The following is a 21,607-nucleotide window of genomic DNA, read 5'->3' as shown; positions in this document are numbered from 1 at the left end:
GTGAAAGCTTCTTTGGCGGCCAGCGCGGGTGGAAGCAGCGATCGCGAATTCCGAACCCCGCGACGCCAATTTTAGAGGTCTTGGGCTAAAGCCAGGCGAGCTTATGGCGATATCCCTGGCTCGAGTGCAAGACGCCGCGCGCGGTTGACCTGGCCGCGCTGCGCCACGTGCCATCGACGATGGTGCACGATCTCGCCGGGCGCGTACGCTACGTGAAGTGCAGCGGCGCCGGCAAGCGGCCGACGGCCGAGCTCACGCAGCTGTGGCAACGATGCCCGATCGAAGACATGACCGAGCTGACACGCCAGCAATCAGCCGATCCTCACCGAATGGGCTGGGATGTTTCTATGGCAACGTCAAGATTGGCTGGTTTGGCGAGCGCGCCGGCGTGCCGGCGTGCCGGCTGACGCCGATCGATGGGGCTGGACCTGTGGCTTCTATCCCGGCTGGCGATCCCGGCCGTCCAGATCGCGACATCACCAGCTACTGCCCTGGGCCTATCGCGCTCAAGACCCGTGGCCTGAACGACGCTTACTTTGACCGATGCCATCGAGAGTTTGTTTTTTGGGGGCGGCGACATTGCGCTCTTCGCAAGCGGCGCCGCCAATGCGGCAGACCTGGAACCAGAACTGAAACTGCCCGGAGCGTGGAATTGGTCCGGAGGCTGCGTTGGGGGCACGTCGGCGGCGGCTACCGCCGAACTTCTATTGCGATGTAGTCGACAAGGCCAGTGTTCCTAGCCGGTGACCGGATCGGCTACATAGAGGAAGAACGGCTGGGTATTTGGTGTCGAGCTCGATGCTAGAGCGGGATGGGTCTAGCTTGAATCGATTTGGGATTCCCAAATCGGAAGGCTTCTGATTCAACATGCTGGCTGGGAAGGAGGCCAGCATGGATGGGACGAGCCTATTCGGACGACCTTCGTGAGCGGGTAGTGAGAGCTGTCATCAAAGGTGGCCTGTCGCGGCATCAGGCAGCGGCTCAATTTGGGGTGGGCATCAGCACGGCGATCAACTGGGTACAGCGCTTCCACGAGACCGGTAGCGTCAAGCCAGACCAGATCGGGGGCTATCGGCCAAAGAAGATTGCGGGGCCGCACCGCGAATGGCTGATGCAACGGTGCCGAAACGATTTTACCGTGCGCGGGCTGGTGGCCGAACTCGCTGAGCGTGGCCTGAAGGTCGATTACCGCACGATGTGGGAGTTCGTCCACGCCGAGAAGCTCAGTTACAAAAAAAGACGATGATTGCCGCCGAGCAGGATCGTCCCGATGTCACCCGTCGGCGGGCGCAGTGGACCAAGTATCGGGATCGGATCGATCCCACTCGGCTGGTGTTCATCGATGAGACCTGGACCAAGACCAATATGGCGCCGCTGCGGGGCTGGGCGCCGCGCGGTCAACGTATCAAAGCCAAGGTACCGCACGGCCGCTGGCGGACCATGACCTTCATGGCCGCCTTGCGCCACGATCGCATTACCGCTCCGTGGTTCCTCGAGGGGCCGATCAACGGCGAAGCCTTCCTTGTCTATATCGAGAAGGCTCTGGTCCCGACCCTGCGGCACGGCGACATCGTCATCATGGACAATCTCGGCTCGCACAAGGCCCACGCCGTGCGTCGCGCCATCCGTGCCGCCGGCGCCCGGCTCTTCTACCTGCCGAAATACTCGCCTGATCTCAATCCGATCGAGCAGTTCTTCGCCAAGTTCAAACACTGGCTGCGCAAAGCCGCACAGCGAACCACCGAGGCCGTCTACGATGCTATCGCTCCGATCCTCGGCACCGTCTCACCGGCCGAATGCGCCAACTACTTCGCAAAGGCCGGATATGACCAAAACTAAACTCATCACGCTCTAGCGCTGCTGCCTCCGACGGCACAAACCTGCCTCGCTGCGTCTGGCTTTCTTGTAAGCGCAAACTGCAAGGCGGGCCCCCACGTCTTTGCTTTGGTCGGTTACGCCTTTGGTTATCCGAGCTAACCGGGCGAGCGGCGTAAGCGCGGCCGCTGATCCGCTGCAAACTACCGTTTCTCATAGGCTTTGCAGGTCACCGAATGTGGTCGAATGGGTATGGCGGAACGCACCATCGCCGGAGACCACCGATGTATTTCCACCTCTATCAGGACGACAAGCGAGAGTGGTGTTGGTCGCTGCACGGCGGGAATCACCATAAGATTGCCAGCTCCGGTGAAGGCTACCATCACAAGACCTGATGCTGTCCCTGCCCTTGGACTAGTCCAAGGGACGAACGAACGCACTCCGGTAAAGGACTGAAGACTGCGAATTGACCATCGTCGGAGACTTACGATGCATTTCGAATTGTACCGAGACGAGCACCAGGAATGGCGTTGGAAGCTACACGCGCGGAATGGTCTCAATATCGTCACCTCCGGCGAAAGCTACCACAAAAAGGATGATGCTATTCGCGCCATCAGGCTCGTCCAAGCCACGACTGACGAAACTCCGATCCGTATATCCGCTACCTAGCCCGTCTTATTCGTCAGAGTGCGCCTGAGAGGCTGGCGAGCGTGGTGTAAAGCGCTGATGCGGCGTAGGATTCGGTTGCGAAGCCAACCCCATCACCTCAACCGCGAACGCCACGCCCGCCATGACCGACGATACGATTCTGCCCTTCTCGTTTCCAGCCGTTCACGCCAAGAAAGTCACAGCTGCCTTCGATGGCGGTCGGCTGACCTCGAACGGGGGCGTGATGCTTCTGGCGATGGCCGAGCGGCGTCTCGGCTTGGCCGACAATTTGGCCCGGGTGTTCCCGGATCGGCGCGATCCGACGCGGGTCGTGCACAGCCTTGTCGATATGTTCCGCGCGCGCATGTTCGCGATCTGTTGCGGCTACGAGGACGCCGACGACCTCGATCATCTGCGGTCCGATCCCGCATTCAAGCTGGCCTGCGGACGGCTGCCGGACACGGGTCGCGATCTGTGTTCCCAACCGACGCTGTCGCGGCTGGAGAATGCTCCGCGCCTGCGCGACGTGATCCGACTGACCTACACTTTGGTCGACGCATGGATGGATAGCTACCCGCGCGAGCCGGCATCCGTCACGCTCGACATCGATGATACCTGCGATGTCGTCCACGGCCATCAGCAGCTCTCGCTGTTCAACGCTCATTATGACGAACGCTGCTTCCTGCCGATCCACGTCTACGACACGGAGAAGAGCCGGCCCGTGGCGGTCGTGCTGCGGCCCGGCAAGACGCCGGGCGGCGTCGAGGTGCGTGCCCACCTGCGCCGCCTGATACGGCATATCCGGACGCGGTGGCACAACACGCGAATTACGTTCCGTGGCGACGGGCACTATGCCCGGCCGGAGGCAATGGCGTGGTGCGAGACCAACGGCATCGACTACATCTTCGGTCTGTCCGGCACCAAGCCGCTCGCCAGAAAACTCGACGAGGCCGCCGACGACATCCGCACGCGACGCGCCATCGAGAACCTGCCGGTTCTGCGCGGCTATACCGAGACGCGCCACAAGGCAAAGTCCTGGGATCGCGAACGGCGTACCGTCGCCCGTATTGAGGCGACGATGCTCGGCCTCGACATCCGTTTCGTCGTCACCAGCCTCGATGTCGGTTCGGCCGAGTGGATCTACGACAGCCTGTATTGCGCGCGCGGCCAAGCCGAGAATCTGATCAAGCTGCATAAGACACAGCTCGCCTCCGATCGCACCAGCTGCCGTTCGGCGCTCGCCAATCAAGTCCGCCTCGTTCTCCACACCGCCGCTTATTGGCTGATGCTGACCGTGCGCGACGCGATTCCCAAAGCCCGGGAATTGGCCACAGCCGAGTTCGCGACGCTGCGTCTTCGTCTCTTGAAACTCGCTGCCCGTGTCGTCGAGACCACGAGCCGCATTCGCCTTGCGTTTGCCGCGGCATGTCCCGAAGCCGACCTGATCCGCGGCTTGCCAGGCGCGCTGCTGCCGCTCGGTCCTTGACCGGCGGGGCGTCCGCCCCCCGTTCGCCCAACCTACACCTCAAGCGCGTTGCAAAGTACCGGTCGTCAGGCGGTGAAAAGCCGAAGGCAATCCCGCGCGCCTCGTCAGAGCAGATGTGCGGCCACATCAATCGGACCAAAAAAACGCACTCTCACGAATAGGACGGGCTAGCGTCGGTAGCGTGTCAACCTATCACCTCTCGCTGTTGATAGAGAAATCGACACATGTAACCGTAACTCATCGGCGATCATCAATGCTGCCGATCAAAATCAGGAGAGACGCCTATGCCGATCCATATTAGCTACGCTGAGAAAGAGCTAACCAACGAACAGCGCGCGTCGCAGCCGGCGAACGCCGCGCTAGCTCAAGGAACGCAATACTCGCTGTTGCTCAAGAATCGATCCGCTCAGCCCTGGATATTTTTCGTTTATCAGAAGTTGCCGCGCCTGCAGGCGGATATCTTCTCCTTGGCTTGGTTCTGCTCCCCTATCAGATCCAAGTCGGCGATCAGATCAGGTTCACGTGGGAAATCGGGACTAAGTGCGGGGTCAATGTTCAGCGTCGATTCACAATCGAGGTCTCCGGCCTCGACCGCCCCGGCCTGCTCTACCAGCTCACCACCGCGATCTCGAAGCTCAACCTCAACATCGCCCTCGGCGCATGTCGCGACCTTCGGCGAGCGCGCCCGCGACGTGTTCTATGTCACCGACCTGCTCGGCGCCCAGATCACCGCGCCGACCCGCAGGCCGCGATCAAGAGCGCGCTGCTGCATCTGTTGTCGACCGAGGACCAGGCGGCGAAGCCGGCGGCTTGACGCGTCGCCTCTCTCCGTCGTCATTCCCCGATGCGCAATTGCGCATCGGGGAATGACGACGGATGGGACTGCTGCAGGCCCACCTCATTCATGCCGCTCTAGCCGAACAGCCGCATCAGCAGGGCCTTGCCGACCGGCGCTGCGCGGACACTGCGGAAGGCGCGGACATATTCGCCGGCATAGAATGCGCGCACGACATTGATCCGCGTCGCAACCGCGTCCTCGAAGCGGACGCCGAAGCCATCGCGGGTGCGGCGGACCACGAGCGCGGCCACGTTCTGTCCGTAGACATTGCACTTGATCGAGGCGCCGATTGCGGGAGGGGCGGGATCGATGAAGCGCGCGCCCGAGATCGAAATGTCGACCATCCGGACCAGCCGCGGCTCCGTACCTTCGTGAATCAGGATCGGCTCGTCACGCTCGAAGCGCTCGGCCTTGCGACGCCGCGGCTGCTCGATGCAAATGAAGCACACGATCGCGAGCACGACGCAATTATAGAGGCTCCAGGCCAGCGCCAGCCCGCCATAGGCGATGCTGTCGCCGCGCACATGCAGGATGAATGCGTAGGCGATCGCCAGCAGCGTGATGAGCAAGGCGCTGCCATAGAGCCGCAGCAGCGGCCACTCGATGAAGCGGCGATTGCGGTCACCGCCCTTGGCCGTCACCTTGAACTTGTGGCCTTGCGGCTTGGCGAGGCCGGTCACGACCGCCTTCAGGACCGCGGGGGCTGCGATGTATTGCGACACGTCGGTCATGATCGCGAGCGAGCGACCGCGCGAGATCCAAGCCATGGTGAAGGCGTGCCAGACATAGAACGGCATGAAGTACTTCAGAAGCTCGAACAGATCGGCGTGAACCGCCTTGATGCCGAACAGCAGATAGAGCCACGGCACGACGAGGCCGAAAACCTTGGTGCCATAGAGCGCCGTCCAGCTCATGAAGGCGTCGACCAGCGACAGCCGGTCCATGAAGGCGAGCTTCGATTGCCGCGAGAACGGCCCGCTGCGGCCCCTGAAGATCTGCATGAAGCCGAGACACCAGCGCCCGCGCTGGGTGATGTACTCCTTCAATCCTTCCGGCGCGAGACCGATGGTCAGGCGCTCGTTGAGATAGACCGTGCGCAATCCCCATTCCTTCAGGCGCAGCGTGACGAGATAATCCTCCGTCACCGAATCGGTCGGAAAGCCGCCGATCTGCATCAGGCCGGAAAAGCGGATCAGCGATGAGGTGCCGCAGCAAAATGCCGTGCCCCAGGCGTCCTTGGCCGGCATCAGGATGTCGAAGAAGAAACGCTGTTCGTCGGGCCAGACGTCGGTTGCGGCGAGATTGGTCTGGATCGGATCCGGATTGATGAAGTGCTGCGGCGTCTGCACGACGCCGACGGTGCCGTCCTGCATCAGGCTCATCGCCCGCGTTAGGAAGTCCGGCATCGGGACAAAATCCGCATCGAGGATCGAGACGAACTCCGGCCGGTCCGGCAGCCCGGAAACGTGCTGGAGCGCATGATTGATGTTGCCGGCCTTGGCATGGCGGTTGTCCGGACGGGTCAGATAGTTGCAGTCGAACTCCTGGGCGAGCCGGCGCAGCCAGAGCCGCCGTCCGTCGTCGAGCACCCAGACGCGATAATCGGGATAGTTCAGCCCGGTGGCGCCGATGATGGTGCGCTCGAGGATCGCCTTCTCTTCATTGTAGGTGCAGATGAAGACGTCGACGCGCGGCGCATCCGTCAACGCCTTGGATTGACGCAGGATGGCATTGACCGCGGGCGAGCGGTCGATGGTGCGGCTGAGGAACAGCAGCGACAGGCACACCGCGATCATCGAGGCCGCCTCGGCCGCCACGAAGGGATAGCCGACCACCGCGTCGGCGGTGAGCCCCAACGGCGGCAGAGTCTGGGTCACCCGCCAGACGAAGTAGTGCAACAGCAGCAGGAACGATATGCCGGTCATCATGACGCGCCCCAGCGTCTGCTCGCGCCGGAGCAGCGGCAGGATCGCAAGGCAGGCGCCTAAGGCGACCAGCCCGGGCACGAATGCCGCCATCATGACCTTGCCGCGTCCGTGTTGAACACCACCCGCCCGGTTCGGCCGACCGCGCAATCCTTGCCCGTGGTGTCGAGCTCCGGCATCGAGACCGTCACCCGGTACGGTTCCTTGTTCAGCGCATCCGGATTGATCGCAAGGTTCGCGGGCGCCCCCGATGCACCGGTGAGGTTGGCGATCTCACCCTTGATCGAAGCGCTGCCGTCGTTCGGCTCAAAGCTCGCCCGCTCACCAAGCCTGAGGCGGTTATAGACGCCTTCGGTGACATTGGCGGTGACCACTGCGCCGGTGCAATCGAGCAGCTTGAGCAGGGGCTGCCCGGCCCTGACGTCCTCGCCCGGCGACGTCATCATCTCCCAGATGCGTCCGGCGACCGGCGCCTTGATGTCGGCTTCCGCCCGGTTGATGTAGTGCAATTGCTCCGAGGCAATCTCGTGGGTGAGCCAGTCGATCTCCGCATCGGAATGCACCAGATCGGCGCGCAGATCGCTGACGCGCTGGCGCATCTCCTCTTCGCGTTGCACGGAACTCGGCCGGTCATTGTAGCTGTCGCCAAGATAGGTGCCGTTCCTTGCCGCGGTGAGTTCGACCTTGGCGGCGTCGAGCCGGCGCTGCGCGCCTATCTCGGTCTGATGGGCGATCGCCTGCTCGCGCGTCAGCCGGGCCATTTCGACCGTCGAGACGCTGCCCGATTTGACCAGCGACGAGGCGCGTTCAACCGCCGCCGTCGCTTCTTCCCGTCGCGCGGCCGCGGCCTCGATCGCGGTCTGGATTTCGGCGATCCGCGCCTCGAGCTGGAGGATGCGGCCGTCGCGGAACTGGGCCGCCTGGCGCGCGAGGTCCTGTTGCGACGTCTCGGCGGCCGCAAGCTTTGCGGCGAGACTCGGGCGCTCATTCTCCATCCGGGACATCTGCCGCCGGAGATCGTCGAGCCGCACCCGATCGCCGCGCGCGTTGACGACATGAAGGATCGTATCGCCTTCGTGGACCACACTGAGCTGCGTGGAGCTCTGCGGCTTCGCACTCACGGTGCCGTCGATCGGCGAGCGCAGGGTTACGATCCTGGCATTGACCACGGCCTCGACGCTCGAGGTCTGCAGCACGGCTTTCAGCGGCAGCCATCCGAAGATCGCGACGAGGGCGAGGCCAATGCCGACCTTGAGCAGGCGCCGAACCCACCGGCCCGAGCCTGCAGGCGCTTCGGGATGGGGGGCGCTATCATTGACAGGCTCGCTGACCGGCTCGTCGTCCGCCGGACGCAAGCGGTCCTGCAAATCGCGCTGCAACCCCCGTGCGCCCGATTCCTCGTCCTTGCTGACGGACGTATGATCTTCGGGAACGGGCTTCTGCTGTTCCTGATTCATGATGACCGGACCTGAACTGTCAGTGCGCGCGGGGTTCAGAAACCGTAATCCTGAACGGCCAATGTGCTTTTGGGGTGCCCCTTCGACATAGGCGCACCGTCCCACCGAACGGGGCCGTTATACGCTGGCCCATTGATGGCCACTGATGCTATCTTGGGTTTCTGAGGCCCAAGCCGAGGGTTGCAAACAACCTAGACGTTTGCAACAGTCAGTTTCTACTTAGGGTGCGACGAAACCGCGCGCTCTCGTAAAGCGGTTGCAAGGCTCGACGCTGACGGAAAACACTGTGAATCGGCGTGGAATCCGGACGCCGATCGGCGTCCCAAGTGCGCGCTTGTCGTCTCCCTCACACCTGTGAGCGTGCCGCGCTCGATGCCACTTGCAGCGGCCGTTCTCGATTACGTCAAAGCACCCTGGATGTGCTGGCCGATGCCCACGCTCTCGTTGGCCGCTTCCACGCGATGATCAGAAAGAGGGGCGAGATCGAGCTCGAACCTTGGATAGATGAATCCAAGCGGAGCCTCATTGGCTCGTTCGCGAATGGCATCGCCAAAGATAAGGGCGCGGTAGACGGCTATCACACAACCATGGTCCAATGGCCAAGTGGAAGCTCAGATCACCAAACTCAAGCTGGTCAAACGGCAGATGTACGGGCGCGCTAAGCTCGATCTCCTTCAGGCTAGACTAGAGCGGTTTTCGGTTGATGTGAATCGGAACAAATAAGGGGGTCCCTGAGGCGCGCAAATCAGATTCGGGTTGCTTTGACAAGCAATGGCGAGGTCGCGCGATGGCGAAGGGATACTCGAAGGATCTCAGGGCGGGCGGTCGCGCTCGTCGAAGACGGCGAGAGCAGACGGGAAACGGCGCGGGTGCTCGGTCTCGGCGCCTCGACCGCAATCCGCTGGATTGAGCGCTGGGTGACGACGGGCAGTGTAGCGGCACTACCCGGCACGGGCCACAGTCGCTCGCCGCTCGAGGCGCATCGCCAATGGCTGCTTGATCTGGTCGCAGCGGAGCCGGACTTGACGCTCGAGGAGATTAGCGCACGGCTCAAGTCCGAGAAGCGGCTGAAAACCGGTACGACCTCGGTCTGGCGCTTCTAAGAACGCCACGACATCACGTTCAAAAAAAACTCTGCACGCCGCCGAACAGGATCGTCCTGATGTCGCTGCAGCGCGTGCCGAGCTGAAGGTAGAGCAATCCAAACTTGATGCGCCGCGCCTCGTCTTCATCGACGAGACGGCGGTTACGACCAAGATGGTCTGACATCGCGGCCGCTCACCGCGTGGCGAGCGTCTCGTTGCGAGCGTGCCGCACGGCCATTGGAAGACGCTGACGCTCGTTGCCGCGTTGCGCATCAATGGCCTGACGGCGCCTTATGTCATTGACGGCGCAATGGATGGGCCATCGTACCTCGCTTATGTTGAGCAGATCCTCGCGCCGACGCTGCGCAAACGCGATATCGTCTTCATGGATAACCTGCGCACCCACAAGATCGACGGCGTTCGCCAGGCGATCGACACGGTCGGCGCCAAAGTGCGCTATTTGCCGGCCTACTCGCCGGACCTCAATCCGATCGAAATGGCATTCTCAAAGCTGAAGACGGCGCTGCGCAAGCGGGCCGTTCGCACCGTGACAACGCTGATGAAGTTGATCGGCAAGCTCATCAAGACATTTGCACCCGAGCAGTGCGCCAACTACTTTCGACATGCTGGATACGCGTAGTGACCCATATCAAGTGGAAACCGCTCTAGCCACGAGCTCTCCTCTGTAGATATTCGAGCTTCAACTAATGTGATGAATTTGCGTTCCAGATGACTAGTCCAGGTTATCAAGCCCACGGACAGATTCCCTGATTTGCGACCGAATCGGCAATAGCGAAGAAGCCCTACCTGGGCGGCTTTCGCGCGCCCTCAGGTTGCGATAGGCTTTGGCGATCATGTCCGATGACACCAGCCAGCCGCCGCAAAAGAGCGAGGAAATCGTCAAGATGATGCACCTGCGCGGCGCGACGATGGCCTGATGTACAAAATGTTCAAAGGCGGCAACCCTGCTGAGGGCAAGATACAGTTCACGATGGACGAATACCTCCACCACACGCACATGCTCACGGCGTCTGTTAAGCAATTCGTCTCGATTTTGCGACGAGTTTGGGCGGATCAGGGCCTATGCGAAAGCTTGGCAGCGATCAATCGTGAAGGACTTCAGGTTTGAGATTGGCCGCTACGAAAGCCTCAAGGACGCGTATCTATATAACTTTCCCCGCATGAGAGGCGCGCGGGCCCATCCGACAAGGCAGCGGTCGCACAGGCGACCGAGAGCTTTCGAAACCGAGACAATTTGTGTCGGATAGGCCGCTTCGCAATCCAGGGCGGCGGGGAGTCCTGCCTACATCGGGGGAATCATCTATTCTTCTTCCGGCACCTCCTTCAAGACCTCCTCGGCGTTCTTAGGAACATTCTTAAAAAGTGTCTGCAAATCTGTCAGGCTGAGAACTGGCGCCGAGCGCATCTGATCCTTAGCTGCTGTTTTCGACTCGTCGATTTCGTTGAAGCGCCTATCCATCTTTCTAAGATGAGCGTAGCATCCACTATCGATCGCAAAAGCCTGAAAATATCCTTGCTGCGATTTGTGCGTTAGCGCGCTGCCCGCTTGGTGGATGATCCTATAGTCTACGAGGCGACTAAATAGCGACTTCCAGTCCTCCTCCTGCTGAAGCAGCTGTTCTGGCACTAGAAAGACATTCATTTTCCTGCCGAGGCAAAACTCCCTCAGAACGTAAATGCCGGCGATGAGGATGTTCTGTTCGTCGATCTGGGAATCTTGCTTAAGCTCCTCGATGTGCCGCTCGAGATTTGATCGACTAAGGACGCGGATTTCATCCATGCCTACCGCTTCGCCCTCGCTCGGACTCATAGATTCCAAAAATAGCGACAGCACGTCACGCGGAACGCCACCGCCCGCCACAACTAGGCGCGCGAACCCCTCTCCCTTGAATAAGGCCTCGAGCTCTTTCTTATCCATTCCCGCACGGCGCCCGTACTCCATCAGCATCTGCCAATTCTGGCTTTCTGTCCGCGAGAAATGGCTAAACGTGTAGTCGATGTTGATCGGCTGATAGTCGTGACGCTCCTATGCCCCGATGGGTTGCCCATCGCGGTCAGCAAACATTGTGCCGCATGGTCGCAATTTTGAAAAACAGAGGAACGTCTTTACAAAGGCGGTGAATATCGCGCCAGGCCGGTAGAGGATGCTGATCGGCACATCATAGGTGATGGAGGGCCGGCCCATCATGAATAGCTATCGCCTTCAGATATCCATGTTCTTTAGAGCCATAATGGCTTTGTTGAGCGCGTTCGAGGCTTGCTTGAGGCCGTCCACATATTCGGCTGTGACAACGGCCTCGGAGGCGCCTGCCGCATGGACGCGGACTTGGCGCCCCCCAAGGCCTGCCCAAAGCTGATCAATGTTCGCTCGTTCTCGCTCCAACTCCTCGATGATCGACCCGGGTTTTGTCATCCCGCTTTCCTTACCCATCAGGTTTGACTGTTGTACTCGGGGCCTCCGTTAAACTCGGCGAACCGGCGTGTTCGCTCATCGTATCGCCAGCACGCTCGGGTGTCCTAGGGCCTGTTTGGATTCCGGATTCTCATCCTGGCTTGGTTGTGATTCAAGCTTGGGATGGACCGATTCGTTTTGACTGATGCCCAATGGGCGAAGATGGAGCCGCTTTGTCTTGGCAAGCCGGGTGATCCCGGCCGGAGCGGCAATAACAACCGGCTGTTTGTCGAAGCCGTGCTGTGGATTGCGCGCACGGGCAGTCCGTGGCGCGATCTGCCGCGCGCCTTCGGCAACTGGATAACCGTGTACACGCGCTTCCGCGACTGGGCCAAGGCGGGCGTCTGGAAGCGCATGTTTGATGCGGTCTCGGACGAGCCGGACATGGAGTACGTCATGGTTGATGCCACCATCGTCAAAGTCCACCGCCACGGACAGGGCGCAAAAGGGGGACGCAAAACCAGGCGATCGGCCGCTCGAAAGGCGGAATGACCACCAAAATCCTGGCACTGACCGACGCGCTCGGCAATCTCCTGCGTTTCGTGCTGCTGCCAGGACAGCGCTTCGACACGGTCGGCGTCCCGCCGTTGATCGAAGGGCTGACCTTCGATGCGATGATCGCCGACAAGGCGTTCGACAGCAACGCCATCATTGCCGACCTCGACGCACGCGGCGCCAAGGTCGTCATCTCCCAGCACCCGCGGCGCGCAAAACCTCTCGCCATCGACGCGGAAATCTACAAATGGCGACATCTGATCGAAAATTTCTTCTGCAAGCTCAAGGAATTCAAGCGGATCGCCATGCGAGCCGACAAAACAGATATCAGCTTCGAAGCCATGATCAATCTCACCGCCGCTGTGATAAATTCAAGATGAATCCAAACAGGCCCTAGCTGGCGTGCTGTGATATAGCGCCAGCTTTGCCCTCTCGTCTTTCTCCAGCTGTCTGGCACGCGGGTTGCTGAGCCTAGTACCTACTGTTCTTAAAGCGTGAGTCGTGATTCAAGGTCGGGATGATACCCGAAGCAAGAGAAGTCCACCTTTCGAGGAAAGATCGCAAGGTGCTTGAGGCGTGTTGCCGCTCCCCGGTGACGTTGCAGCGCGATTTGAAGCGGGCGCGGATAGTTCTGTTGGCGGCGGATGGACGCAGCACTCGGTCGATCGCCAAGGAAGTTGGGGTCCAGCCGCGGATTGTCAGCCTTTGGCGGCATCGCTATGCCGACCAAGGCCTTGAAGGGCTGCAAGACAAGCCGCGACCGGGCAAGCAGCCAATCTATACGAAGGCCACCGACAAGCGGATTCTGAAGCTGCTGGACAAGCCGCCGCCGGACGGGTTCGCACGCTGGACCGGGCCCCTGCTGGCCGGGGCGCTGGGCGATGTTGACGTCCAATATGTCTGGCGGTTCCTGCGCAGCCACAAGATTGACCTCGCGGCTCGTAAGTCCTGGTGTGAGAGCAACGACCCGAACTTTACGGCCAAAGCCGCCGATGTTGTCGGCCTCTATGTCGCCCCGCCCGCGAAGGCCATTGTGCTGTGCGTGGACGAGAAGCCCTCGATCCAGGCTTTGGAGCGAGCGCAGGGTTATCTGAAGTTGCCCAATGGCCGCGCCTTGACCGGCCAGAGCCACGATTACAAGCGGCATGGCACCACAACATTGTTTGCGGCGCTCGAAGTCGCCACCGGAAAGATCATCGCGGCGCATTCAAAACGCCGACGCCGCGTCGAGTTTCTCGACTTCATGAACAGCGTCACCGCGGCTTTTCCGAACCGGAAGCTTCACGTCATCCTCGACAACCTCAACACCCACAAGAAGAACGAGCATTGGCTCAAGGCCCACCCCAACGTGCAATTTCATTTCACGCCGACAAGTGCGTCTTGGCTCAATCAGGTCGAGGTATGGTTTTCGATCTTGCAGGGGCAGTCGCTCAGCGGCACCTCCTTCACAAGCCTCACGCAGCTTCAGGAGCACATCGATGCCTACGTCAACGCATACAACGACAGAGCCGAGCCCTTCGTCTGGACCAAGAAAAAGGTCCGTCAACGCCGTTTCAAAGGCCGCCGTATCACTCAGCTCTGATTCTGGGTACTAGTATGGCTTGGTCCCTTATTGAATGACCCTCGTGAGGGCCAAGCCTGTTCGCGGCGCGACGGCGTGCGGGCGGCCGTTAGCAGCCGTCCGCACGCTTTCGGCAGTCGGTGCCGCCCACGTAGACGGAGATCATGGCATGACCCGAGAACAGGCTCTGAAGAAGCCATAACGACGGTCAAACAATACTTTCAAGGAAAGATCACAAAACGGGCCGTACTTGCCGCGATTGAGAAGCTGCAAGCGACTAGGCCGCCTCCAAAACAGAAAGGCCAATTTCGCCGATCTGCACTTCGATACCGCTTATCGCTCGATCAGTCCTCTCAGGACGGCTTCCGCACGCATAGAGACGGCCGTGTAGTGCCGTGCGGCCTTAATGGACCTATACCGCCCCGGATCGTTTTCCACGATGTTGGGATCAGCTAAACGCCGCTGGAGCCGCTTCCGGCGCCATGCCTGCACCCGGCGGACCCGCGACAGCACAGACGGCCGCTCTTCGATGCTGGTCCGCTTCTCCCTCGTCACTCCGGTCGCTCCTCTTGAGGTTGCGAGCCTAGACCAACGTGCGGCGCAGAGGGAAGAGGTTCCCGGAATGCTACGGGATCGAGCGCGATCAATGGCTTCTAAAAGAAGTGTGGTTAACGGCCGCCCGTCGCCGGCTCGCGGACCTTCTGTTCTCTTGCGGCTGTCACCGGCTCGGACTAGTCGCTGGACGAGAGGAGATACATGCGATGAAAACGCGGACATTCAAACAGGGCTGAGAGAAGGCGCGAGCAGGACCGCAGGCAGTCGAACCGCGTCCGCCGGCTCGTCGGCATCACCGAGCGGCTGATGGCGGAGTGCGGCTCTACTGAACTCGCGAACGTAAGGTTGACCGTCAAACGCAGTATCGCGCGGCGGATGCAAGGCATCTTTCCGCCGGAGATACTCAGGGGCATCTAGCCCGTCTTATTCGTCAGAGGGCGCCTGAGAGGCTGGCGAGCGTGGTGTAAAGCGCTGATGCGGCGTAGGATTCGGTTGCAAAGCCAACCCCATCACCTTCAGCCGCGAACACCACGCCCGCCATGACCGATGATACGATTCTGCCCTTCTCGTTTCCAGCCGTTCACGCCAAGAAAGTCACAGCTGCCTTCGATGGCGGTCGGCTGGCCTCGAACGGGGGCGTGATGCTTCTGGCGATGGCCGAGCGGCGTCTCGGCTTGGCCGACAATTTGGCCCGGGTGTTCCCGGATCGGCGCGATCCGACGCGGGTCGTGCACGGCCTTGTCGATATGTTCCGCGCGCGCATGTTCGCGATCTGCTGCGGCTACGAGGACGCCGACGACCTCGATCATCTGCGGTCCGATCCCGCATTCAAGCTGGCCTGCGGACGGCTGCCGGACACGGGTCGCGATCTGTGTTCCCAACCGACGCTGTCGCGGCTGGAGAATGCTCCGCGCCTGCGCGACGTGATCCGACTGACCTACACTTTGGTCGACGCATGGATGGATAGCTACCCGCGCGAGCCGGCATCCGTCACGCTCGATGATACCTGCGATGTCGTCCACGGCCATCAGCAGCTCTCGCTGTTCAACGCTCATTATGACGAACGCTGCTTCCTGCCGATCCACGTCTACGACACGGAGAAGAGCCGGCCCGTGGCGGTCGTGCTGCGGCCCGGCAAGACGCCGGGCGGCGTCGAGGTGCGTGCCCATCTGCGCCGCCTGATACGGCATATCCGGACGCGGTGGCACAACACGCGAATTACGTTCCGTGGCGACGGGCGCACTATGCTCGGCCGGAGGCAATGGCGTGGTGCGAGACCAACGGCATCGACTACATCTTCGGTCTGTCCGGCACCAAGCCGCTCGCCAGAAAACTCGACGAGGCCGCCGACGACATCCGCACGCGACGCGCCATCGAGAACCTGCCGGTTCTGCGTGGCTATACCGAGACGCGCCACAAGGCAAAGTCCTGGGATCGCGAACGACGCACCGTCGCCCGTATTGAGGCGACAATGCTCGGCCTCGACATCCGCTTCGTCGTCACCAGCCTCGATGTCGGTTCGGCCGAGTGGATCTACGACAGCCTGTATTGCGCGCGCGGCCAAGCCGAGAATCTGATCAAGCTGCATAAGACACAGCTCGCCTCCGATCGCACCAGCTGCCGTTCGGCGCTCGCCAATCAAGTCCGCCTCGTTCTCCACACCGCCGCTTATTGGCTGATGCTGACCGTGCGCGACGCGATTCCCAAAGCCCGGGAATTGGCCACAGCCGAGTTCGCGACGCTGCGTCTTCGGCTCTTGAAACTCGCTGCCCGTGTCGTCGAAACCACGAGCCGCATTCGCCTTGCGTTTGCCGCGGCATGTCCCGAAGCCGACCTGATCCGCGGCTTGCCAGGCGCGCTGCTGCCGCTCGGTCCTTGACCGGCGGGGCGTCCGCCCCCCCGTTCGCCCAACCTACACCTCAAGCGCGTTGCAAAGTACGGGTCGTCAGGCGGTGAAAAGCCGAAGGCAATCCCGCGCGCCTTGTCAGAGCAGATGTGCGGCCACATCAAGCGGACTAAAAAAAGCACTCTCACGAATAGGACGGGCTAGCGGCACGCCACAGGCGGCAAAAGAAAGGCCGGACAAAGCCGGGCCTCTTCTGATTGATCGCTCGCAGGACCGCTCTATGGCCCCGAAGGCCTTTGACGAAGCTCTCCAGCGTGGCCCTATGGCTGACCGACCGTAAACTAGACATCAGATTTCTTGAGAACACGCGTCCGCCACCTACGCGGACAAGCAGGTGTAGGACTTGGATTTCCGTGTCACGTTGCCGCGTCCCGGAGTGTATGCTCCGTCCAAGCGCCGTAGCCGAGTAGTGCGTGGAGCCTCCCGTACATCGCGTGCGTCATTTTGATGGGACTAGCCCGTCTTATTCGTCAGAGGGCGCCTGAGAGGCTGGCGAGCGTGGTGTAAAGCGCTAATGCGGCGTAGGATTCGGTTGCGAAGCCAACCCCATCACCTCAACCGCGAACGCCACGCCCGCCATGACCGACGATACGATTCTGCCCTTCTCGTTTCCAGCCGTTCACGCCAAGAAAGTCACAGCTGCCTTCGATGGCGGTCGGCTGACCTCGAACGGGGGCGTGATGCTTCTGGCGATGGCCGAGCGGCGTCTCGGCTTGGCCGACAATCTGGCCCGGGTGTTCCCGGATCGGCGCGATCCGACGCGGGTCGTGCACAGCCTTGTCGATATGTTCCGCGCGCGCATGTTCGCGATCTGCTGCGGCTACGAGGACGCCGACGACCTCGATCATCTGCGGTCCGATCCCGCATTCAAGCTGGCCTGCGGACGGCTGCCGGACACGGGTCGCGATCTGTGTTCCCAACCGACGCTGTCGCGGCTGGAGAATGCTCCGCGCCTGCGCGACGTGATCCGACTGACCTACACTTTGGTCGACGCATGGATGGATAGCTACCCGCGCGAGCCGGCATCCGTCACGCTCGACATCGATGATACCTGCGATGTCGTCCACGGCCATCAGCAGCTCTCGCTGTTCAACGCTCATTATGACGAACGCTGCTTCCTGCCGATCCACGTCTACGACACGGAGAAGAGCCGGCCCGTGGCGGTCGTGCTGCGGCCCGGCAAGACGCCGGGCGGCGTCGAGGTGCGTGCCCACCTGCGCCGCCTGATCCGGCATATCCGGACGCGGTGGCACAACACGCGAATTACGTTCCGTGGCGACGGGCACTATGCCCGGCCGGAGGCAATGGCGTGGTGCGAGACCAACGGCATCGACTACATCTTCGGTCTGTCCGGCACCAAGCCGCTCGCCAGAAAACTCGACGAGGCCGCCGACGACATCCGCACGCGACGCGCCATCGAGAACCTGCCGGTTCTGCGTGGCTATACCGAGACGCGCCACAAGGCCAAGTCCTGGGATCGCGAACGGCGTACCGTCGCCCGTATTGAGGCGACGATGCTCGGCCTCGACATCCGTTTCGTCGTCACCAGCCTCGTGTCGGCTCGGCCGAGTGGATCTACGACAGCCTGTATTGCGCGCGCGGCCAAGCCGAGAATCTGATCAAGCTGCATAAGACACAGCTCGCCTCCGATCGCACCAGCTGCCGTTCGGCGCTCGCCAATCAAGTCCGCCTCGTTCTCCACACCGCCGCTTATTGGCTGATGCTGACCGTGCGCGACGCGATTCCCAAAGCCCGGGAATTGGCCACAGCCGAGTTCGCGACGCTGCGTCTTCGTCTCTTGAAACTCGCTGCCCGTGTGGTCGAGACCACGAGCCGCATTCGCCTTGCGTTTGCCGCGGCATGTCCCGAAGCCGACCTGATCCGCGGCTTGCCAGGCGCGCTGCTGCCGCTCGGTCCTTGACCGGCGGGGCATCCGCCCCCCGTTCGCCCAACCTACACCTCAAGCGCGTTGCAAAGTACCGGTCGTCAGGCGGTGAAAAGCCGAAGGCAATCCCGCGCGCCTCGTCAGAGCAGATGTGCGGCCACATCAATCGGACTAAAAAAAACGCACTCTCACGAATAGGACGGGCTAGCCTCGCTTGCCGTCATAGCGGCCGCAATATTCATGCAATGAGGTGACCGACCTAGCGTTCAGCTGCGTTCGGTCGGTGTGTGCGGTGGCTCCCGTGTGCCGCCGGTTCTGATCTGCCGGAGCGCAACAAAATGGATGGTTGGATAGTGACAGTCTCTGTCCTCAAGGAAGACGGCCACGATGACGAAGATTTCAGGCACATAACTTACGTAGTGGCCCTCGCCGACCCGGCGGACGCGGTGAGAATGACCATAGCGGAATGCGGCGCAAAGGCCGCAATGCTAACCTGCCCGATCGACGAGAAGCAGCTGCCAAGACCTGGTTTGAAGCCTGGCGAGCTTCTGGTTGTACAAGATGACGAGATCAATCCAATCATCTCGCGGCCTCGGCGTCATTAGCGTGGCACGTCTGATCTCGTCAGTCGTGTCCGGTTCATGACGTTGTGGTCCGGAAGCCGCCGCTCGCGCGAGTATTCAGTCCGCACAAGGTATGAAAGCGCGCCGTTTGCTTGTCTGCGCAATGTGACCGTCTGGCACGCTGATTGCTGAGCCAGGTATGGCTTGGTCGCTTATCGATTGACCCTCGTGAGGGCCAAGTCCTCGCATCGCAACTAGTGCGGGCGGTCGTAAGCGGCTACCCGCACGTTTTTTTTGTCGGGCCGGCTCTACCCTTGCGTAGTGACCGTCTGGCACATGAGTTGCTCAGATGCTTATCGGCTTGGCTGTCTATCTTCACGCCCCCCAGACAGCCAAGCTTGGCGTACCAAACTTCGCGCGGGTGGTTCCTCCAGCCGCCCGCGTCTTTTCCGTAGCATCGGGAACAGCAACACGCCGTGGAGATCATGGCATGCCCCGTGAAACTGAGATGGCAGCAGGGTGGATGGTTACGGTCGGCGTCGTCAAAAACGACAAGCTCCGATATGTGGCTTATGCTGTCGCAATGGCTGATCAGGCTGAAGCCGTGAAAGCTTCGTTGGCAGCCAGCGCCGGTGAAGCAACGATAGACAAATCCGAACTTCGCGAAGCCGATTTGAAGGGCCTCGGCCTAAAGGCCGGCGAGCTTGTGGCCATATACGATGATCGCAGTGATCCGCGGATGTCACGCACGTGGCGACCGCGCGGCAGAAGCTAGAGCGCTGCGACCCTCTCCGGCATACGGAGAACGGCATTCCCGGCTCAGTGCGAAGAGCTTCCATCGGCCGCTCAGCCTTAACGAGCCGGCAATGGCTTGTCAGATCTCCCCGAACCCAACCGATAAAAACGGTCAACGCGGCGCTGGTCGTTGGACTTCTTCCTTCGCGGTCTCATCAGCATCTTGCAGGAAACAGAATCTGCTGCAGAAGGCTGGCCGGAGCTCTGCCCGTGTGCTTCTCGATCGCTCGCGGCTGGCGCCTCTGGCCAACCGGGAGTCGCGGCGGCCTGAGGGCTGAGCTATCGTGATGCATGATGATGAATGCGAAAAGGAGAACTCAGACAGCCCGACTTGGCCAGCCACTCAGTCCCCTTTCATCAAAAATGCTGAGCCCGATGCTGGGCTCGTTCCGGCGGAGTATAATCGGGACAGCTTCGGTGAACCCCATGAGAGTATCGTTGCCGTGAATTGTGGCTGGACCGCTGCTCTCGCCGTCACCTACGGTCTGAAGGTGCCCTGATGATAGACACAACCGCTGAAGTGGCCCGACTGATGAAGGTGACCGAAGCAATCGTCGCCGAGTTGCAGCGGCAAGGTGTGGCTAAAGCGATAGCGAACCTCAGGTTCGACCCGCTCGAGTTGGCGCGGGTGGCGATCCGCGCCGCAGACGGCAACGTAGTTCAGTTCCGAAAGCCACCGAAATGACAATGGCGGATTGACCAAAGTCTTGCTCTCCGACGTTCGCGAAACCCAAGCCAAGCGACTTCCCGCGCCCCCGATTCAGCGCGATCATCGGCCCATCATGGCCCCGATGCACCATCCCCCCCGGCCGTCCGGGGGCGACCGCAAGGCGCTGACCAAGGAGCTGAAGCGCGCCCGGGCCGTGACTACCATGCTCGCCACCCGGTCGATCGAGAAGCGCGCGGCAATGCAAGCGGAGCAGAACAGAGGGAAATAGCCACAGACCGCCCGAGCCGGTGCCGACTTCGCTCCGATCTCCGGTTCACGAACTAGCTGAATCGACTTGTCCCAGACCGCCACGCATTGTCTGGACCCGCTGCTCCGGAGTCTACAAACGCGACCGGTGTTGAACCATGCGCGAATATAGCTCGCTCACGCTAGTCGATCCGGTCTTCGTTAATAGAAAGGGGAAGATCCCGTGCACGAAGCAGGCGAGAGCAGCCAATTGCATCCGCCAGAGAGGGGCCAAGCGGTTCGCATATGCTGAGTAGGTCTCGCCTACCGAGGCCGGATGCTGTGTGAACGAAATACGAACCATCGAACTCTCCTTGCTTGCGGACAAGAGTCCGCGCTCCTTGAACAGCAACATTGCATCCTTTTACTAAAGCCACCTATGTGTTAGAATTCATTTTCATCCTTCTGCGCATTCGGCGCGAATTGTTCGCGCAGCGTATCGACCAATACGGCGGGTAATCGATCCGCCAAGTTGGCGAAGCTGCCCGGTAGAAGCTTGGCAATGGCATCGTCAACTTAATCGACCGCCGAGCTGACTCAAAGGTTCGAGATTAGGCGACAGCGCTTGTCGTGGAGATCTCGCGCCAAGTCGCAAAGGCTCGCTCGCGCGAAGCGCGACGGAAGTCGGCGGTGACGGTTCCGGGATAGGGGATGTAGAAAAGGTTCGCGACCTGATCGTGAAGTGACAGAAACCGTTGGGCCTGACGGAACAATTCAAGAGCTTCTTCATGAGCCGCTGCGCAGCGCGCGAGTCTCTTCGGCGCTGGATCAAGACGTCGAGAACGAAGCCATTCTGACCGACAGCGCGCCAGAGCCAATGTTGTGCGCCCGCGATCGAGATAACGACTTCGTCCAGATGCCATTTGTCACCGCGAGCGGGTGCGCGCTGGCGGATCCGATCGGAGAACGGCTTGCCGAATTTCCGCCCCACTGGCGCACGGTGGCATAGGTCACGCCAATGCCACGCGCCGCCAGGATTTCCTCGACCATGCGCAAGCTTAAGGGAAACCGGAAATACAACAAAACGGCACAGCTGATCACTTCCGGTGGGAAGCGATGGCGCCGATAAAGAGGGTCCCGGGTGGTCGGCATGCCTGTCGTCTACCCCCTCGGCCGCTCTAATTGTACGCATCCGGCCAGGACCGCGGACAGGCGTGCCGGTCTG

Annotated in this window: 13 protein-coding genes and 7 pseudogenes; 14 read left to right on the top strand and 6 right to left on the bottom strand. The window is 61.1% G+C overall.

What is annotated here, in order from left to right; translation table 11 throughout:
* Positions 1 to 895: 895 nt before the first annotated feature.
* The 4 genes and pseudogenes from HAP54_RS23595 to HAP54_RS23585 form a co-directional block, all read left to right on the top strand.
* Positions 896 to 1,839, top strand: a protein-coding gene (locus tag HAP54_RS23595) for an IS630 family transposase (RefSeq protein WP_166293972.1) whose coding sequence is annotated in 2 segments (ribosomal slippage) — positions 896 to 1,232 and positions 1,232 to 1,839 — 945 coding nt in all. Because the reading frame shifts where the segments join, the coding sequence is not laid out codon by codon here.
* Positions 1,840 to 2,304: 465 nt separating this feature from the next.
* The gene (locus HAP54_RS52575) at positions 2,305 to 2,484 is read left to right on the top strand and encodes a YegP family protein (protein WP_166304046.1); all 180 of its coding nucleotides are present in this window, start codon (positions 2,305 to 2,307) and stop codon (positions 2,482 to 2,484) included.
* Positions 2,485 to 2,605: 121 nt separating this feature from the next.
* Positions 2,606 to 3,949 carry an IS1380-like element ISBdi2 family transposase gene (locus HAP54_RS23590; protein WP_166204320.1) on the top strand — a complete coding sequence of 448 codons (1,344 nt, stop codon included), beginning with the start codon at positions 2,606 to 2,608 and terminating at the stop codon, positions 3,947 to 3,949.
* A gap of 565 nt (positions 3,950 to 4,514) precedes the next feature.
* A pseudogene (locus HAP54_RS23585) lies at positions 4,515 to 4,763 on the top strand (ACT domain-containing protein); the annotation flags it as partial.
* Positions 4,764 to 4,861: 98 nt separating this feature from the next.
* Here the strand turns inward: HAP54_RS23585 and HAP54_RS23580 are convergent.
* Together HAP54_RS23580 and HAP54_RS23575 are read right to left on the bottom strand one after the other, a co-directional pair.
* Positions 4,862 to 6,808: a glycosyltransferase gene (locus HAP54_RS23580; protein WP_166304044.1), complete on the bottom strand. Its 1,947-nt coding sequence runs from the start codon at positions 6,806 to 6,808 to the stop codon at positions 4,862 to 4,864.
* Positions 6,805 to 8,169 (bottom strand): HlyD family secretion protein, encoded by a 1,365-nt coding sequence (locus tag HAP54_RS23575; protein ID WP_175619475.1) that lies wholly within the window; start codon positions 8,167 to 8,169, stop codon positions 6,805 to 6,807. Before HAP54_RS23575 ends, HAP54_RS23580 begins: the two co-directional genes overlap by 4 nt.
* Positions 8,170 to 8,588: 419 nt before the next feature.
* Between HAP54_RS23575 and HAP54_RS52805 the strand changes: the two are divergent.
* The 3 genes and pseudogenes from HAP54_RS52805 to HAP54_RS23560 all read left to right on the top strand — a co-directional run.
* Positions 8,589 to 8,892: pseudogene (locus tag HAP54_RS52805) on the top strand (transposase); the annotation flags it as partial.
* Positions 8,893 to 8,956: 64 nt separating this feature from the next.
* Positions 8,957 to 9,894 (top strand): annotated as a pseudogene (locus HAP54_RS23565) (IS630 family transposase).
* Between the two features lie 297 nt (positions 9,895 to 10,191).
* Positions 10,192 to 10,383, top strand: a complete 192-nt coding sequence (locus HAP54_RS23560; protein WP_029084873.1) for a hypothetical protein — start codon at positions 10,192 to 10,194, stop codon at positions 10,381 to 10,383.
* A 192-nt stretch (positions 10,384 to 10,575) separates the two neighbouring features.
* Here the strand turns inward: HAP54_RS23560 and HAP54_RS23555 are convergent, their stop codons facing one another.
* Positions 10,576 to 11,223 (bottom strand): hypothetical protein, encoded by a 648-nt coding sequence (locus HAP54_RS23555; RefSeq protein WP_166304041.1) that lies wholly within the window; start codon positions 11,221 to 11,223, stop codon positions 10,576 to 10,578.
* 255 nt (positions 11,224 to 11,478) lie between these two features.
* Entirely contained in the window at positions 11,479 to 11,688 is a 210-nt protein-coding gene (locus HAP54_RS23550; protein ID WP_156929054.1) for a hypothetical protein, read from the bottom strand.
* Between the two features lie 162 nt (positions 11,689 to 11,850).
* Between HAP54_RS23550 and HAP54_RS23545 the strand changes: the two are divergent.
* From HAP54_RS23545 to HAP54_RS23515, 7 genes and pseudogenes are all read left to right on the top strand, one after another.
* Positions 11,851 to 12,602 (top strand): annotated as a pseudogene (locus HAP54_RS23545) (IS5 family transposase).
* Between the two features lie 137 nt (positions 12,603 to 12,739).
* Positions 12,740 to 13,804, top strand: coding sequence for an IS630 family transposase (locus tag HAP54_RS23540; protein ID WP_166204319.1), 1,065 nt, complete (start codon positions 12,740 to 12,742; stop codon positions 13,802 to 13,804).
* A gap of 1,073 nt (positions 13,805 to 14,877) precedes the next feature.
* A pseudogene (locus tag HAP54_RS23535) lies at positions 14,878 to 16,217 on the top strand (IS1380 family transposase).
* A 605-nt stretch (positions 16,218 to 16,822) separates the two neighbouring features.
* A pseudogene (locus HAP54_RS23530) lies at positions 16,823 to 18,165 on the top strand (IS1380-like element ISBdi2 family transposase).
* Between the two features lie 1,017 nt (positions 18,166 to 19,182).
* Positions 19,183 to 19,467, top strand: coding sequence for a hypothetical protein (locus HAP54_RS23525; RefSeq protein WP_156929051.1), 285 nt, complete (start codon positions 19,183 to 19,185; stop codon positions 19,465 to 19,467).
* Between the two features lie 519 nt (positions 19,468 to 19,986).
* Positions 19,987 to 20,172: a hypothetical protein gene (locus tag HAP54_RS23520; RefSeq protein WP_029084868.1), complete on the top strand. Its 186-nt coding sequence runs from the start codon at positions 19,987 to 19,989 to the stop codon at positions 20,170 to 20,172.
* Positions 20,173 to 20,182: 10 nt separating this feature from the next.
* Positions 20,183 to 20,425, top strand: a complete 243-nt coding sequence (locus HAP54_RS23515; protein WP_156929050.1) for a hypothetical protein — start codon at positions 20,183 to 20,185, stop codon at positions 20,423 to 20,425.
* 111 nt (positions 20,426 to 20,536) lie between these two features.
* Here the strand turns inward: HAP54_RS23515 and HAP54_RS23510 are convergent, their stop codons facing one another.
* Both HAP54_RS23510 and HAP54_RS23505 read right to left on the bottom strand, forming a co-directional pair.
* Positions 20,537 to 20,746, bottom strand: coding sequence for a DUF6356 family protein (locus HAP54_RS23510; protein WP_029084866.1), 210 nt, complete (start codon positions 20,744 to 20,746; stop codon positions 20,537 to 20,539).
* Between the two features lie 247 nt (positions 20,747 to 20,993).
* Positions 20,994 to 21,534, bottom strand: a pseudogene (locus HAP54_RS23505) (IS6 family transposase).
* Positions 21,535 to 21,607: the final 73 nt, after the last annotated feature.

Source organism: Bradyrhizobium sp. 2S1 (assembly GCF_011516625.5).
GTDB lineage: Bacteria > Pseudomonadota > Alphaproteobacteria > Rhizobiales > Xanthobacteraceae > Bradyrhizobium > Bradyrhizobium septentrionale.
This window is presented reverse-complemented; position numbering and strand designations above follow the sequence as displayed.